Origin of the sequence: Pedobacter polysacchareus (genome assembly GCF_019802255.1) — a bacterium.
Lineage (GTDB): Bacteria > Bacteroidota > Bacteroidia > Sphingobacteriales > Sphingobacteriaceae > Pedobacter > Pedobacter polysacchareus.
The window spans coordinates 147507-161842 of the sequence record NZ_JAHYSS010000001.1 but is presented as its reverse complement, the minus strand read 5'-3'; the positions used below and the strand labels follow the sequence as shown (position 1 = coordinate 161842).

Below are 14336 nucleotides of genomic sequence, written 5' to 3'. Positions count from 1 at the left end.
AATTAGGATTAATTAATTGAAATGTAAAACGATTAGCTAAAATCGTCAATTAAAATTACAAATAATTCCTTTGGTCCATGTGCACCGAGTACCAAGGTCTTTTCAATATCGGCAGTTCTGCTGGGACCGGTAATCGTACTGATCATAGAAGGAAGCTGATCCGCATATTTGTTTTTGATGAGTTTAAACGCATCTTTTAAATCCAGTACCAGCTGACCGGTTCTGGCAATGATGATGTGATGATGAGGAAAAATACTCAGCCTTCTCCCTGCTGCATTCTCATTGGAAACCATCACTGAGCCATTGCGCGCAATTAAAGCTTCGCAAAGGGTAATGCCTACTTCCGCCATTTCAAAGTCCTTATCGGTCTGATAAAATGGGAATTCATATTCAGATAAAAGGTTTTGTAATTCGGGTTCCCAGCAATAAATCTTTCTCCAATTGAATCTATCTGCCAGTTGCAGCATATTTTCAATGAAATCCATTCCGTTTTCACAATAAATAAAGTTACCGGAAACGGCAGTCAGCTCTTCAGCAAACATGATTTCCAGGAATTCATCGCTCTTAGGATACAATGGGGTATCTTCCAGATTCGGATAAGGGTTGTCACGCTTTTCTAAAAGCGCCTTCCTTATCTTTTTTAGTATTAACTCTTTAGAAGATCGGTTTTCTTGCATAAAAAAAAGGAGAAACCGCCAGCACATCATCGTACTGGCGGTTCCTCATAAATGTGTTTAAGATTCTGTTTGAGCAGGGCTGGTAGGAGCCGTTACATCGGTTGCCTCACCAACACCTTGGTGCAATAGACCCTCAGCAGCCGGTTTCTGATCACCAGTACCATTTACGAATTCATCATAAGTGGTGCGGTTGTCAAAAGGACGTTTGCCTAAAATCTCTTCCAGATCTGCCTGGAATAAAATCTCTTTTTCTAAAAGTTTCTGAGCCAGTTTCTCTAGTCCTTCGCTTTTATCTGTTAAGAGTTGTTTTGTTCTCACGTACACTTCTTCAACTAATTTACGCACTTCCACATCAATTAATTCTGATGTTTTCTCTGAGTAAGGTTTATTGAAGTTATATTCATTCTGCGGATCATGGAAAGATACATTACCGATTACCTTATTCATACCATAAATGGTAATCATAGCATAGGCTAATTTTGTAATGCGTTCCAGGTCATTCTGTGCGCCAGTAGAAATCTTACCAAAGATAAGGTCTTCTGCTACACGTCCACCCATCGTCATACACATGCCATCAGTTAACTGCTCTGTAGTGTACAGGAACTGCTCTTTTGGCAGGTATTGTGCATACCCAAGGGCAGCCACACCACGAGGAACAATAGATACTTTTACCAATGGATCAGCATGTTCCAGGAACCATCCTGCAATCGCATGACCAGCCTCATGGTAAGCAACTATTCTTTTCTCTTCCGGAGAGATGATTTTGTTTTTCTTTTCTAATCCACCAATCACACGGTCAATCGCATCCTGGAAATCCTGCATATCTACAGATTTCTTGTTGCGGCGTGCGGCGATTAAAGCAGCTTCATTACAAACATTCGCAATCTCAGCACCAGCAAAACCTGGAGTCTGTGCAGAAAGCTTTTTAGCATCTACCACTTCATCCGTTTTAATAGGCTTCAGGTGAACTTTGAAAATCTGCTCACGACCTACTAAATCAGGCTTGTCAATAGAGATCTGACGGTCAAAACGACCTGGTCTCAGTAAAGCCGAGTCCAATACATCCGGACGGTTAGTTGCAGCAAGAATGATAATTCCTGAATCCGTACCGAAACCATCCATCTCTACCAGTAGCTGATTTAACGTATTTTCACGCTCATCATTTCCACCCATCATACTATTTTTTCCTCTTGCACGACCGATTGCATCCACCTCATCAATAAAGATGATACATGGAGCTTTATCTTTCGCCTGCTTGAACAAATCACGTACCCTGGAAGCACCAACTCCTACAAACATCTCTACGAAGTCGGAACCCGATAGAGAGAAGAAAGGAACCTGAGCTTCACCAGCTACAGCTTTCGCCAATAAGGTTTTACCAGTACCCGGAGAACCGACCAATAGCGCGCCTTTAGGAATTTTACCCCCTAAATTCGTGTATTTCTGAGGGTTTTTAAGGAAATCGACGATCTCCATTACCTCTTGTTTAGCTTCTTCTAAACCAGCAACATCGTTAAATGTAACGTTCACCTGGCTTTCTTTGTCAAATAGCGTTGCTTTAGATTTCCCAATGTTGAAAATCTGTCCGCCGCCGCCGCCAGCGCCACCACCCATACGACGCATGATGAAGATCCAGAACCCGATAAATAACAATACCGGAATAATTACGGTGAAGAACCACGAGTTAAAAGTACTTTGTCTCGTCTCTTTTTCCGCCAGGATCTGCTGATCAGGAGGGATATTTTTCTGAGCTTCTTTTAACTGCGCATCCAGCGCATCCATGGATCCTGCGGTAAAATACACCAATGGACCATTTTGTGTACCGAAATTATTTTTGCTGATGTACTTTTTATACTTCTCCTCATTGAGTTTGTCTTTCTTTATATACACTTCAACCTTAACGAGGTCTTCATGTTTATAGGCAACCAGTTTTTCAACGTCACCAGGCAAAAGCATTTGAGTTTCGAAAGTACGGTAAGTGACATCCTTGGTCGTATCTGCACTAAATAAAAACTGCAGTAAAAACAGACCTAAAATAATTGCCCCATAAACCCAAATAATATTGAATTTAGAGCCTTTTTGAGGCTTTTTAGGAATATTCGGTATTCTCTTAATTAACTTAGGTTTTGTATTCGGGTTCTCTTTCATCTTGAGTCAAAAATGTTTTTGTGTAAATGATTAAGCGCTTTGATAGCTAGTAGATTGGGCATCACCCCATAAATCTTCTATACCGTAAAATTCGCGCTTGTCAGTCTTAAAGATGTGAATTACTACATCAAAATAATCTAATATGATCCAATCTGCACCTGCTTGTCCTTCTTTTCTCCAGGGATCGGTTTGTGTTTTTTTATAGATTTCTTCTTCTACGCTATCCGCAATTGCCTTCACATGGGTAGCTGAATCTGCATGGCAGATGATGAAATAGTCAGAAACAGAACTGTTCAGTTCACGTAGGTCTAAACGCACAATATCTTTCCCTTTTTTTTCCTGCATGCCGTTTACGGCTATCTCTGAGAGGTATGTAGAAAGGATTACATTTTTCTTTTTTACCATTAAAATTTTTTAGTTTTGATAAACAAATATACAATCAACACTTGCAAAATAACACTTTTTCAACATTATTTGTTGGTCAAAATCTTATCAAATTATTAGAGGTTGATTCTACCAATAACTTTATAAAACTCTTGGTGTCAAAATCCGAGCCATTAACGGAAGGAACTGTTATTATGGCAGATCACCAATTCGCCGGAAGAGGACAGCAAAGTAATGTATGGCATACCGAACGGGGATTAAACCTGACTTTTAGCATTTACCTCAAGCCTTCTTTCTTGCCAATAACGAAGCAATTCCTGCTCAATATGGCCGTAAGCATCGGTATTAGGAATGCACTGCAGGTTTTTATTCAAGAAGGAATCAAAATCAAATGGCCCAATGATATCTACCATAACGACCGTAAATTGGGTGGTGTACTCATCGAAAATATCCTTGCTGGAAGCACTTATAAAGCCAGTATTATCGGGATTGGCCTCAATGTAAACCAGTCGGTTTTCGCCCCGGAGCTCGAAAACCGCGCTACTTCTATGAAGGGAATTTTACAAGCGGATGTTAATTTATTTCAGGTATTAGCAGAAATTTGCAGCAATATTGAAAAGCAGTACCTCCGTTTAAAGTCAGGAAATTACAAAGACCTGATCACTGATTATGTCAGTGGACTGTATAAATTTGATACACTTTCAAGCTACCGCCAAAATGGCGAGATAATTGAAGGAAAGATCATTGAAGTGACCGAAGCCGGGATGCTCGTTGTCCTGGTCGACGGAGAGAAAAAAGAGTACAATTTTAAAGAAATAGAGTTTTTAAATCACACAACATGAAAAAAATCAGTTTGATCCTGTCATTCGTATTATTCACGGTGATCGGTGCCTCTGCTCAAATAGAGAAACCGGTAACCTGGTCCTATGCCGCAAAAAAAATAAGTAAAACAGAAGCCGTTGTGTATATGAAAGCTACGATGGACGAAGGATGGCATATTTACTCGCAAACCCTGAAACCAGGCGGACCGAGTCCAACCATTTTCAGTTTCCCAGCTTCAAAAGACTATACCCTGGTAGGGAAAACGACAGAGCCAAAAGCAACGACTTACTTTGATGAGAATTTCAAAATGAACGTAAGTTATTTTGGTAAACAAGTGATTTTTCAGCAAAAGGTGAAACTAAATAAAGCAACTGCAACCGTGAAAGGAAAAGTTGAATTTATGGTGTGTAACGATAAACAATGTTTGCCTCCAGAAGAGGTGAGTTTCAGTATTCCAGTGAAATAAACGGAATAAAAGCACCACAGGATTAGCGATGGGATTTCTCTCATCGCTTTTTTTATGCCCATTCATTCAGAGAGTTATCCGTCCAACGTAAAATTATAGCCCATCCGCCCATATTGAAAGCCTTAAATAAAAAATAATAACTAATTTCACGCCCTTATCATAAAGAGAATTGCCGTTTAAATGATTTTTCCCCATTTATGGTGAGCCTTTAAGTAAAACACACACAAGAATGAAGAGATTATTTTTAATGCTGAGCCTAATGCTGCTGTTTACCGCAGCCCTAACCTCAACTGGTTTTGCCGCTATACAAAAACCAGATACTGCCGCTACCGAAGAAGAACTTGTTTTTACCGAAGTAGGTTCCTCGCAAGATAGCATCGCAAATAACATCGTTAAAGACACGGTAAAGAAAGATACTGCAGTCAAAATGACTACAGCAACAGATACAGCAGCCAAAGCAACAGCTGCAACTACCGAAACCACCATTCCTGCAGAAGCAGACAGAACCCTTTGGGAAACGTTTATTGCAGGTTTACTGGGCGGGTTTATCGCCTTTTTAATGCCTTGTATCTTCCCAATGGTGCCTCTTACGGTCAGCTATTTTATCAAAAGAGCTGGAAGTAAACAGGGTGGAATCGGACAGGCATTGATCTATGGAATTTCAATTATTGTCATTTATGTGGCACTAGGTCTATTGATTACCGTACTTTTTGGTTCGGCAAAACTTAATGAACTCAGCTCTAGTGGCTACTTTAACTTTTTCTTCTTTATCTTATTAGTCGTCTTCGCCATCTCTTTCTTTGGGGCTTTCGAGATTACACTCCCTAGCTCTTTGGTCAATAAAATTGATCAGAAAGCAGATAATAGTAAAGGTTTAGGAGGAATATTCTTTATGGCGGCCTCTCTGGCGCTGGTTTCCTTCTCTTGTACCGGACCAATTATCGGAACTATTTTAGTACAGGCGAGCTCTAAAGGAGACATTCTTGCCCCTGCAATCGGAATGTTTGGTTTCGCATTGGCATTGGCATTACCCTTCACCTTATCTGCAATCTTCCCTGGATTCTTAAGCGCAATGCCTAAATCTGGTGGTTGGTTGAACAGTGTAAAAGTATGTTTAGGCTTCCTGGAGCTGGCATTAGCCTTGAAATTCCTTTCTGCTGCCGACCTGGTTTGGCATTGGGAATGGTTCGACCGTGAGTTGTTCTTGGCCCTATGGATCGTGATCTTTATCCTGATGGGTATTTACCTGCTAGGAAAGCTCAAGTTCTCCCACGATAGCGATGTACCTTATGTTTCTGTTCCAAGGTTATTCTTTGCCATCATTTCTTTATCATTTGCAGTATACCTGGTTCCTGGACTATGGGGTGCACCAGTAAATGTTTTGAGTGGCATTGCACCGCCAATGAATACACAAGATTTTATCCTGAATGGCAATGGAGGAGGATCAGCATCTGCTGCTTCCAATAGCTTCCCTGCCAGCGTAAAATATAATGAAACACTGAAGCCACCAGTAGGATTCAATGCTTTCTTTGACCTGGATGAAGGTTTAGCCTACGCGAAAAGCGTGAATAAACCAGTTCTTATTGACTTTACAGGACATGCCTGCGTGAACTGCCGTAAGATGGAAGATAAAGTTTGGATCGACAAGGAAGTAGGAAGAATCATCAAAGATGAATATGTCCTGATCCAGCTTTATGTGGATGAGCGGAACATCAAAATGCCGAAAGATAAAATCCACTATTCGGAAATCTTAAGGACTACAACTGACGACCTGGGTAGGTGGAACGGAGATTTTCAAGCCACAAAATATGGCTCGAATTCACAACCTTACTACGTACTTGCAGGCCATGACCTGAATCCTCTGGTAAAACCTCAGGGCGCAATTTTCGACGCAAAGGAGTACGCTGCATATTTACAAAGTGGTTTAGATAAATTTAAAAACGCTGAAAAACCAAATGAATAAAATTAAAAATATAGGAGTATTAACTTCCGGTGGTGATGCCCCGGGAATGAATGCTGCCATTAGGGCAGTGGTAAGAGCGGCAATCTATTATGATTTGAAAGTTACCGGTATATTAAGGGGCTACGAAGGTCTGATTCATGGCGATTTCTTCGATATGGACCGTAAATCTGTAGCCAATATTATTCAACGCGGCGGCACGATCTTGAAAACAGCCAGAAGCGATGCCTTCCGTACTAAAGAAGGTAGAGATGAAGCTTACAGACAATTAAAGGCAAATGATATTGATGCACTGATTGTCATCGGTGGTGATGGTACATTTACTGGTGCACATTTACTGACAACAGAATTTGATTTCCCTGTAGTGGGCTTACCAGGTACAATTGATAATGACCTGGAAGGAACGGATTTCACCATCGGATACGATACGGCCATCAATACGGTGATCAATGCAGTAGATAAAATTCGCGATACCGCAGAGTCTCATGACCGCCTGTTTATCGTAGAAGTAATGGGCCGTGACTCCGGACTGATTGCCTTAAGAAGCGGAATCGGTGTAGGGGCAGAAGCGATTATGATTCCTGAAGCCAATATGGGCGTAGAAGGTTTGGTGACGAGACTGGCCTCCGGAAGAAAAGACAAATCTTCAAAAATTATCATTGTAGCCGAAGGCGATGAGGTAGGTGGTGCGTTTAATGTGGGTGAAGTTTTAAGAGAGAAATTCCCTCAATATGACATCAGAGTTTCTGTGCTTGGACACATTCAGCGTGGGGGTAAACCGAGCTGTATGGACCGTGTATTGGCCAGTACGCTTGGCGTTGCTGCCGTAGAAGGATTGCTTGCAGGGCAATCAGGTGCGATGGTTGGACAGATGAACAGAGAAATCATCTTTACGCCTTTTGACCATGCCATCAAACATATTGATGCTAAAGAAATCACTCCAGCCTGGTTAAAACTGGTAGAGATCCTTTCTTTATAAAAATATATTGCCCTGATAAGGCGGTGATAATTCCCCATAAAGTTCAAAACTTTGTGGGGAATTTTTTTTAATCCTTACTCAATAATAACTGCTGTTCCTGTAGCTGCAACCAATAACATGCTGCCTCCGCTACCTACTGTTTCATAGTCCAGATCGACGCCAATAATCGCATTGGCACCTAATGCTGACGCGTATTGCTGCATTTCGTTTATGGCTGTGTCTTTCGCCTCCCTCAATACCTGCTCATACGAACCTGATCTTCCACCCACCACATCACGGATACTGGCGAATAAATCTTTGAAAATGTTTGCGCCGATAATCGTTTCGCCGCTCACCAGGCCAATGTATTTCACTACTTTTCTGCCTTCTATCGAATTTGTTGTCGTGACTAACATAATTTGTTTTTTTAGATTTGATGTGGATCTGAATCCGATGTTACAAATTTTGCGCCTAAAATTGGAAAGATCCCAATTCCTGGAATATAAGAATGGAAATGTAACAAACAGAGATTAATGGGGAAGTGCTGTGGGCTGCATCAGCAACGAAAGAGGGCTATTAGGTGTGTAAAGAGGGTATAGACTATATCAAGGCCCTACCAAAGCCCTGTTAGACCCCTGCCACAGCTCCTTCAGTGCAAATCTGTACCACACTTGTCCTTTCCTTGAATAATCATTTCATTCTGTTTTTTTTTCTTCCCTTCAATTCTCCTGTGCTTCAAATCAGTACAGTGGGGTTCAAATAATAAAAAAATAATGCATCTTGCTAATCAATAGGATTTTACTTACTTTTGCACTCCCGCAAGCGCGTTGCTCCGGGAACTATGTTGAATACATAAACTATATAACAAATGGCAACTAAAATCAGATTGCAAAGATTCGGTAAAAAAGGTAAGCCTTTTTTCCACGTAGTGGTAGCGGATTCTCGTTCACCAAGAGATGGTAAATTCATTGAGCGTTTAGGTTCATACAACCCAAACACCAATCCTGCAACCATCGAAATCAACTTCGATAAAACTTTAGACTGGGTTAACAAAGGTGCTGAGCCTACGGATACTTGTCGTGCTATCCTTTCATACAAAGGTGTTTTATATAAAAAACATTTACAAGGTGGTGTTAAAAAAGGCGCTTTAACTGAAGAGCAGGCAGAAGCTAAATTTGCTGCTTGGTTAGTGGGTAAAGACGGTCAAATCGAAGGTAAAAAAGACAACTTGACTAAATCTAAAGATGAAGTTAAGAAAGCTGCTTTAGCTGCTGAAGCTAAGAAAAATGCAGATCGCGCAGCTGCTTTAGCAATCAAAAATGCTCCAGTAGCAGAAGAAGTTGTTGAAGAAGAAGTGGCAACTGAAGAAGCAGCTGAGGAAACTCCTGCAACTGAAGAAGCTCCTGCAACAGAAGAAAACAAAGAAGAACAAGCATAATATTTTTGTTATTCTGAACAATAGCGAAGAATCTTCCATTGGAATGTATTCTTCGCTATTTTCATTTAAGCCAGATTTTTTGGCTAGGCATTTTAAGAGGCAATTTCAGGAAAGCCTGGAAACATTAAGGATACGATTATGAAGATTGAAGAAGCATTTTACGTTGGTTACATCACCAAGACTAAAGGATTAAAAGGAGAGGTACAGCTATTTTTTGAATATGATGAGCCTGATTTGTTGGAACTGGATGTCGTTTTTGCTGATTTTAATGGGAAATTAGTCCCTTATTTTGTCTCTACTTATAAATTACAAGTTAATAATACTGCCAACATCTATTTCGATGATGTAGACCATATCGATAAAGCTCAGCCTTTATTGAAGAAAAAAATCTATTTGCCGCTCACAAAAATGCCAGACCGTTCTAATGATGAATTTCATTACAACGACCTGGAAGGATACCTGGTTTTTGATGAAAATCATGGGGAATTAGGCGAAATTACTGAAGTAAATGAATACCCTCAGCAATTTGTGGCTACAGTGATTTATCAGGAAAAAGAAATTATGTTTCCACTCAATGACGACCTGATCGTGGAGATTGATGAAGAAGAAAGTACCCTCCGTGTACACCTTCCTGATGGTTTATTAGACATTTACCTGGAAAATTAAATTACCTTTGCCCTATGCGTTTTGACATCATATCTGTATTACCTGCTTTATTGGACAGCCCTTTTGCACACTCTATTTTACAACGTGCGCAGACTAAGGGGATTGCCGAAATAGTAGTCCATAACCTAAGGGATTATTCCACGAATAAGCAAAAAAGCGTGGACGATTATCCTTATGGCGGCGGAAGTGGAATGGTGATGTCTATTCCGCCTTTTGCGCGCTGTATTGAAGCCCTGAAAGCGGAAAGAACCTATGATGAGGTTATTTTTATGAGCCCGGATGGTGTTACTTTTAACCAGACTATCGCGAATGAGTTGTCGGGCAAGGAAAACATCATGATCTTGTGCGGCCATTATAAGGGCATAGACCAGCGTATAAGAGATTTATATGTAACCAGAGAGATTTCCATCGGCGATTATGTATTGTCCGGAGGAGAGCTGCCTGCAGCCGTCCTGGTGGATGCTATTGTCCGGTTGATCCCAGGGGTGTTAAATGACGAAACCTCAGCTTTATCAGATAGTTTTCAGGGAGAATTACTAGATGCGCCAGTATATACACGTCCAGCCGATTTTAACGGACATAAAGTGCCGGAGATCTTGTTGAGTGGTCATGAGCAAAAAATCAACGACTGGCGTCATGAGCAGGCCTTGCTGCGTACTCAGCAGCGGAGGCCAGATTTATTGACCGACTAACTCTGGATCCAAATTACCGGCTAATTCTTACTGAGCAATGCGATAATCTGGTCTTTATCTTTGATCTGGTCCCTTAAAGCTGCATTTAATTCTTTGCAGCTCTTTAAAGCTTGTTTTAATTCACCGTATTCAGGTGTAATATTGCTGCGAATCCCTTTTCCTGCCGGATCTGAGAGAGGGGTTGTCAAGTGGCTAAAAAACGTCTGGGGAGGAACTTCCAGTATTTCTGCCATCTTTTCTATATCCCTATACTTGATGGAGCCAGTGGTGAGACTCAGCTTTAATCCATCAAATGTCCGATCCATTTTATCAGCCAACCAAACGAATCTTCGATTGTTTTTCTTTAAGATCCCGTCCACTGTACTTTTTAGATTCATAAAAAAATAGGAATATTTGGTGATTTTGCTAAAAATAATAAGTATTTTAGTTCTAGTAAATTATGTGTTTAGGCTCATAATTTTGATAAAAATACACTTTAAATATTATTTTTTTTAAAAAGATATGATGGAAGCCTCTAGAAAGTATAAAATCAATGATTACCTCCACCAGCTCAATGTAAAAGAGTATAGAATGGCCATACAGAGCCTCCCTAAAATTTTGGGCATTTCTCTAAATACTTTCCATAATTATCGGAATATTTTAGGAACCGAAACTCAGGATATTCCCTATGAAAAAGTTGTAATGATGGAGCAGCTTTTTGGTATGGCGCCAGGCACTTTAAGAACAGATCCAATTGAGATCAGTAACCTGAAGGATTTAATGCAGCCAACTTTAAATAAAGCGCGTTTGCAATGACCCTGCTTAAAATAGCTGCCAGGTGAAGTCTCCAATTTAAATTCCTTTGGTGATAATAAGTACGCTAAACAGAAATAAATTATGTATAGTCGGTGCTTATTTATATAATTGCAATCTAATAATTGTTTAATTAGAAATAAACTGTACTTAATCTCAATGAAATCAATTTCTAATTGTTAATCGCAAAACCAAAAAAAATAATGGAAGAACCAAGGAAGTACAAAATTGAAGAAGAAATGAACAAGTTGAACCTTAAGAGTTATAAAGCGGCAAGCAGGTTAATTCCTAAATACTTGAACATCGCTTTTAATACCTTTCACAATTACAGGAAGCTTCCTATAAATGGAAAGGCTGATATCCCTTATGCAACAGTAATTATGCTGGAGGGGATCTTTGGATTGGGGCGCGGTGAGCTCGCCAATTATCCTATAGAAGAGAAAAGCCTGGCACAGCTTATTGCCGAAGAGTCTCAGCCTAATGAAGAAGCCTAATTTAAATCACTCACATTGCTGGTAGTCAAATCGCTAAAAAATATTTTTTAAGCAAAAAACAGCTTTGCAGGGGTTTTAATTGTGGAAATGCCAAAGAATGAAATGTGGAAATGTTAAAGAATGTGGAAAAAAACAGAAATCGCTTTCATTTATAAAAAATAATTCCTAATATTGCAGTCCGATTTTAAACAACAAAAAGTCGGCTTAATAGCTTAAAATCATGGATTTAGTAAAATTTGTTGAAGAGCAGGTAATCGCAAAAAATGAGTTTCCTGCATTCAAATCAGGAGATACAGTGAGTGTTCACTATAAAATTCGCGAAGGTAATAAAGAACGTATTCAAATTTACCAAGGTGTAGTATTACAACGTAATAGTGTAGGTGCTAATGAAACGTTTACTGTTCGTAAAATGTCTAATGGTATTGGTGTGGAACGTATATTCCCTATCAATTCGCCTAATATCGCTAAAATAGAGGTTAACAGCCACGGTAAAGTTCGCAGAGCGAAATTATTCTATCTACGTGAATTAACTGGTAAAGCAGCTCGTATCAAATCTAGAAGAGTTTAATCTCTCTAGTCAAAAAGCATAATAGCCTTCCCGATCCCAATCGGGGAGGTTTTTTTGTTCTCCTTTTCAATGAGGCATTTCAAAAGTATTCGGCGGTATTTTGCCCCTGATGCCAAGAGTTACCTATAAAAAAAAGGATTCGAGTAATTACCGGAAAATATGGCAAGGATGCTTTAGAACGGAAGGAAGTATTGCCTATGGCCGAAGGCTGTCTGTTAATTAATTCCCACGTATCGGTGCAAAATCCATGAGAGTTCTCATTCTGGGAACCTAAATTCATGGTACACGCTATGGCCTTTTCCATGGTCAGCGTAAATGAGCGAATCCCTCAGATTGGCCAGCTAAATAATAGCGCCCGCAATTTTTGCAACTTTTCAATTATAGTGATCAAAAAGCGCTGCCTGGAATAGCCTTTCCAAGCCCTTCTCAAAGCATATATAATCCATTAGCATGTTTGTGTGCTAAATAGCATTTAAGTGCTGCAAGCGCCTCTTTTACCCGTGTTTTACGGTTTCCCAAACCGTCCTTACCATACCATTCGTCTAATCATTAACAAAAAGGTTATTCTTTTCATCCTCGAATCTTTGCTGAAGGGCAAACCTTCACAGGGATTAAAACAACAATCCCATTTTTTATTAATTCTGCATATATGATTAAGGCAAACCTTGAAAAGCTTTAGGAATACGCTAAATGGCTCCCTGTTAGGCATAATCAACTGACTTCATCAATGTATCGAATAACTTTAGCAAGTACGATCAAATAGAAAATAGGATTAACAGATTCTCTTTTATGCATTTGAGCAGAACCTTCATTAGTCAAAAAAAATCGGGTATCCTCTGAAAAGGCATAGCAGGTTTTGCGTCCTTCAACGCATAGCTTGCAGCCGCTGAAGAGTGATGGCCGATTTTTAGACCTTCCCTTAATTTCTCCAAACAAAAAAACGGCGTCCTATTACAGAACGCCGTTTAAAAAATCTTAAAAACAGGTCTAGCTCAATTCCGCTAACACGGTAATTCCGCCTTTTACAACCTGATCCAGCTGAAGATTAACCTTCGTGCCAAGTGGTAAAAATATATCTACTCTGGAGCCAAATTTAATAAATCCAAATTCTTCAGATTGTTTCACCTGATCACCTTCTTTTACGTACCATACGATACGTCTGGCAAGGGCACCGGCAATCTGTCTGAACAATACTGGAGTTCCATTCGGGTGTTCTACAACCACTGTTGTGCGTTCGTTTTCTGTAGAAGACTTCGGGTTCCATGCAGCTAGGTATTTACCCGGATGGTATTTAAAGAACTTTACTACACCAGAAATAGGGTTTCTATTGATGTGTACATTCACTGGCGACATAAATATCGATACCTGAATTCTTTTATCTTTGAAATATTCACCTTCTTCAGTCTCTTCAATAACCACAACCTTACCATCTGCCGGACAGATTACTTTATTGTCGGCGGTAACAAATTGTCTGCTAGGATTTCTGAAAAACTGTAATACAGTAACAAATAGCGCAAATGATAATATATATACGAACCAGGTTAACCAGGTAATATCTGCAAATTTATAATCGATGAATGCGTTCAATACAAAGATGAACAGCAATGATACGGCAATGGTAGTGTAACCTTCTTTATGTATGGTCATTGGTGATGGGGAGTATTAGTTTCTGCAAAAGTGATAAAAAAATATAACATTAAGGTAAAGGGCTGGCAACAGTTTTAACCGTGTAGATGTGGTTAAGGTTTCTGCCGTAGCCATTATAATCCAGACCATAACCTACAACGAAGTCATTTGGAATCTCAAAGCCAACGTATTTCAGCTCCTCGAGTTGTACTTTTAAGGCGTCTGGCTTTAGTAATAATGAGCATACGCTAACGGATGCCGGTGATTGTTTATAAACCTCTTTGAGGATATGGCTCAGGGTAAACCCGGTATCTACAATATCTTCCACGATAATAATGTCGCGGTTTTCCAGGTTTTCTGGTAGGCCGAAAATCTCTTTAATCTCTCCTGTACTTTGGGTGTCCTTATAGGAGGAAACACGGATGAAAGTCATTTCACAGGGAAGGGTAATCTCTTTTACCAGGTCGGCCATAAATAAAAAGCTACCATTAAGCACCCCAATAAAAAGGGGATTACGGTTTTCATAGTCTACATTCATTTGTATTCCGATGAGTCGGGTACGTTTCTGAATGTTGTCGTTTTCGATAAGGAGATCAAACTCCTTATCTAGTACTTTAATCGAGTTCATATCTTATTTTTTGGAGC

Annotated in this window: 17 protein-coding genes; 10 read left to right on the top strand and 7 right to left on the bottom strand. The window is 39.8% G+C overall.

Annotated elements, in window-relative coordinates; translation table 11 throughout:
• Nucleotides 1–32: 32 nt before the first annotated feature.
• The 3 genes from K7X70_RS00580 to rsfS are packed head-to-tail and all read right to left on the bottom strand — an operon-like array spanning nt 33 to nt 3230.
• Nucleotides 33–677 (bottom strand): LutC/YkgG family protein, encoded by a 645-nt coding sequence (locus K7X70_RS00580; RefSeq protein ID WP_062546335.1) that lies wholly within the window; start codon nt 675–677, stop codon nt 33–35.
• A gap of 57 nt (nt 678–734) precedes the next feature.
• Nucleotides 735–2825: an ATP-dependent zinc metalloprotease FtsH gene (ftsH, locus tag K7X70_RS00575; RefSeq protein WP_222535257.1), complete on the bottom strand. Its 2091-nt coding sequence runs from the start codon at nt 2823–2825 to the stop codon at nt 735–737.
• 30 nt (nt 2826–2855) lie between these two features.
• Nucleotides 2856–3230: a ribosome silencing factor gene (gene rsfS / locus K7X70_RS00570; RefSeq protein ID WP_222535256.1), complete on the bottom strand. Its 375-nt coding sequence runs from the start codon at nt 3228–3230 to the stop codon at nt 2856–2858.
• A 41-nt stretch (nt 3231–3271) separates the two neighbouring features.
• Here rsfS and K7X70_RS00565 point away from each other — a divergent pair, with 41 nt between their 5' ends.
• From K7X70_RS00565 to pfkA, 4 genes are all read left to right on the top strand, one after another.
• Nucleotides 3272–4051: a biotin--[acetyl-CoA-carboxylase] ligase gene (locus K7X70_RS00565; protein ID WP_222535255.1), complete on the top strand. Its 780-nt coding sequence runs from the start codon at nt 3272–3274 to the stop codon at nt 4049–4051.
• The gene (locus K7X70_RS00560) at nt 4048–4497 is read left to right on the top strand and encodes a protein-disulfide reductase DsbD domain-containing protein (RefSeq protein WP_062546331.1); all 450 of its coding nucleotides are present in this window, start codon (nt 4048–4050) and stop codon (nt 4495–4497) included. The genes K7X70_RS00565 and K7X70_RS00560 overlap by 4 nt, the downstream gene beginning before the upstream one ends.
• 229 nt (nt 4498–4726) lie before the next feature.
• Nucleotides 4727–6460: a protein-disulfide reductase DsbD family protein gene (locus K7X70_RS00555; RefSeq protein WP_222535254.1), complete on the top strand. Its 1734-nt coding sequence runs from the start codon at nt 4727–4729 to the stop codon at nt 6458–6460.
• Nucleotides 6453–7436 (top strand): 6-phosphofructokinase, encoded by a 984-nt coding sequence (pfkA, locus tag K7X70_RS00550; protein ID WP_222535253.1) that lies wholly within the window; start codon nt 6453–6455, stop codon nt 7434–7436. Before K7X70_RS00555 ends, pfkA begins: the two co-directional genes overlap by 8 nt.
• Nucleotides 7437–7510: 74 nt before the next feature.
• Here the strand turns inward: pfkA and K7X70_RS00545 are convergent, their stop codons facing one another.
• The gene (locus K7X70_RS00545; protein ID WP_187667086.1) at nt 7511–7831 is read right to left on the bottom strand and encodes a heavy metal-binding domain-containing protein; all 321 of its coding nucleotides are present in this window, start codon (nt 7829–7831) and stop codon (nt 7511–7513) included.
• Nucleotides 7832–8283: 452 nt separating this feature from the next.
• On the opposite strand from K7X70_RS00545, the gene K7X70_RS00540 reads away from it, so the two are divergent.
• The 3 genes from K7X70_RS00540 (at nt 8284) to trmD (ending at nt 10211) form a co-directional block, all read left to right on the top strand.
• Nucleotides 8284–8853: a 30S ribosomal protein S16 gene (locus K7X70_RS00540; protein WP_222535252.1), complete on the top strand. Its 570-nt coding sequence runs from the start codon at nt 8284–8286 to the stop codon at nt 8851–8853.
• Nucleotides 8854–8991: 138 nt separating this feature from the next.
• Nucleotides 8992–9519, top strand: coding sequence for a ribosome maturation factor RimM (rimM, locus tag K7X70_RS00535; protein WP_222535251.1), 528 nt, complete (start codon nt 8992–8994; stop codon nt 9517–9519).
• 14 nt (nt 9520–9533) lie between these two features.
• Entirely contained in the window at nt 9534–10211 is a 678-nt protein-coding gene (gene trmD / locus K7X70_RS00530) for a tRNA (guanosine(37)-N1)-methyltransferase TrmD (RefSeq protein ID WP_062546325.1), read from the top strand.
• Nucleotides 10212–10231: 20 nt separating this feature from the next.
• On the opposite strand, the gene K7X70_RS00525 is transcribed toward trmD, so the two are convergent.
• Nucleotides 10232–10588 carry a hypothetical protein gene (locus tag K7X70_RS00525; protein WP_222535250.1) on the bottom strand — a complete coding sequence of 119 codons (357 nt, stop codon included), beginning with the start codon at nt 10586–10588 and terminating at the stop codon, nt 10232–10234.
• A gap of 124 nt (nt 10589–10712) precedes the next feature.
• Here K7X70_RS00525 and K7X70_RS00520 point away from each other — a divergent pair, with 124 nt between their 5' ends.
• The 3 genes from K7X70_RS00520 (at nt 10713) to rplS (ending at nt 12065) form a co-directional block, all read left to right on the top strand.
• Nucleotides 10713–11006: a hypothetical protein gene (locus tag K7X70_RS00520; protein WP_222535249.1), complete on the top strand. Its 294-nt coding sequence runs from the start codon at nt 10713–10715 to the stop codon at nt 11004–11006.
• Nucleotides 11007–11206: 200 nt separating this feature from the next.
• A complete protein-coding gene (locus tag K7X70_RS00515; RefSeq protein WP_222535248.1) occupies nt 11207–11497 on the top strand; it encodes a hypothetical protein in 291 nt (96 codons plus the stop codon).
• Nucleotides 11498–11717: 220 nt separating this feature from the next.
• Nucleotides 11718–12065 carry a 50S ribosomal protein L19 gene (rplS, locus tag K7X70_RS00510; RefSeq protein ID WP_062546321.1) on the top strand — a complete coding sequence of 116 codons (348 nt, stop codon included), beginning with the start codon at nt 11718–11720 and terminating at the stop codon, nt 12063–12065.
• A gap of 987 nt (nt 12066–13052) precedes the next feature.
• Here rplS and K7X70_RS00505 read toward each other — a convergent pair.
• Nucleotides 13053–13712, bottom strand: coding sequence for a phosphatidylserine decarboxylase family protein (locus K7X70_RS00505; protein ID WP_222535247.1), 660 nt, complete (start codon nt 13710–13712; stop codon nt 13053–13055).
• A 49-nt stretch (nt 13713–13761) separates the two neighbouring features.
• Nucleotides 13762–14319 carry a hypoxanthine phosphoribosyltransferase gene (gene hpt / locus K7X70_RS00500; protein WP_222535246.1) on the bottom strand — a complete coding sequence of 186 codons (558 nt, stop codon included), beginning with the start codon at nt 14317–14319 and terminating at the stop codon, nt 13762–13764.
• Nucleotides 14320–14336: the final 17 nt, after the last annotated feature.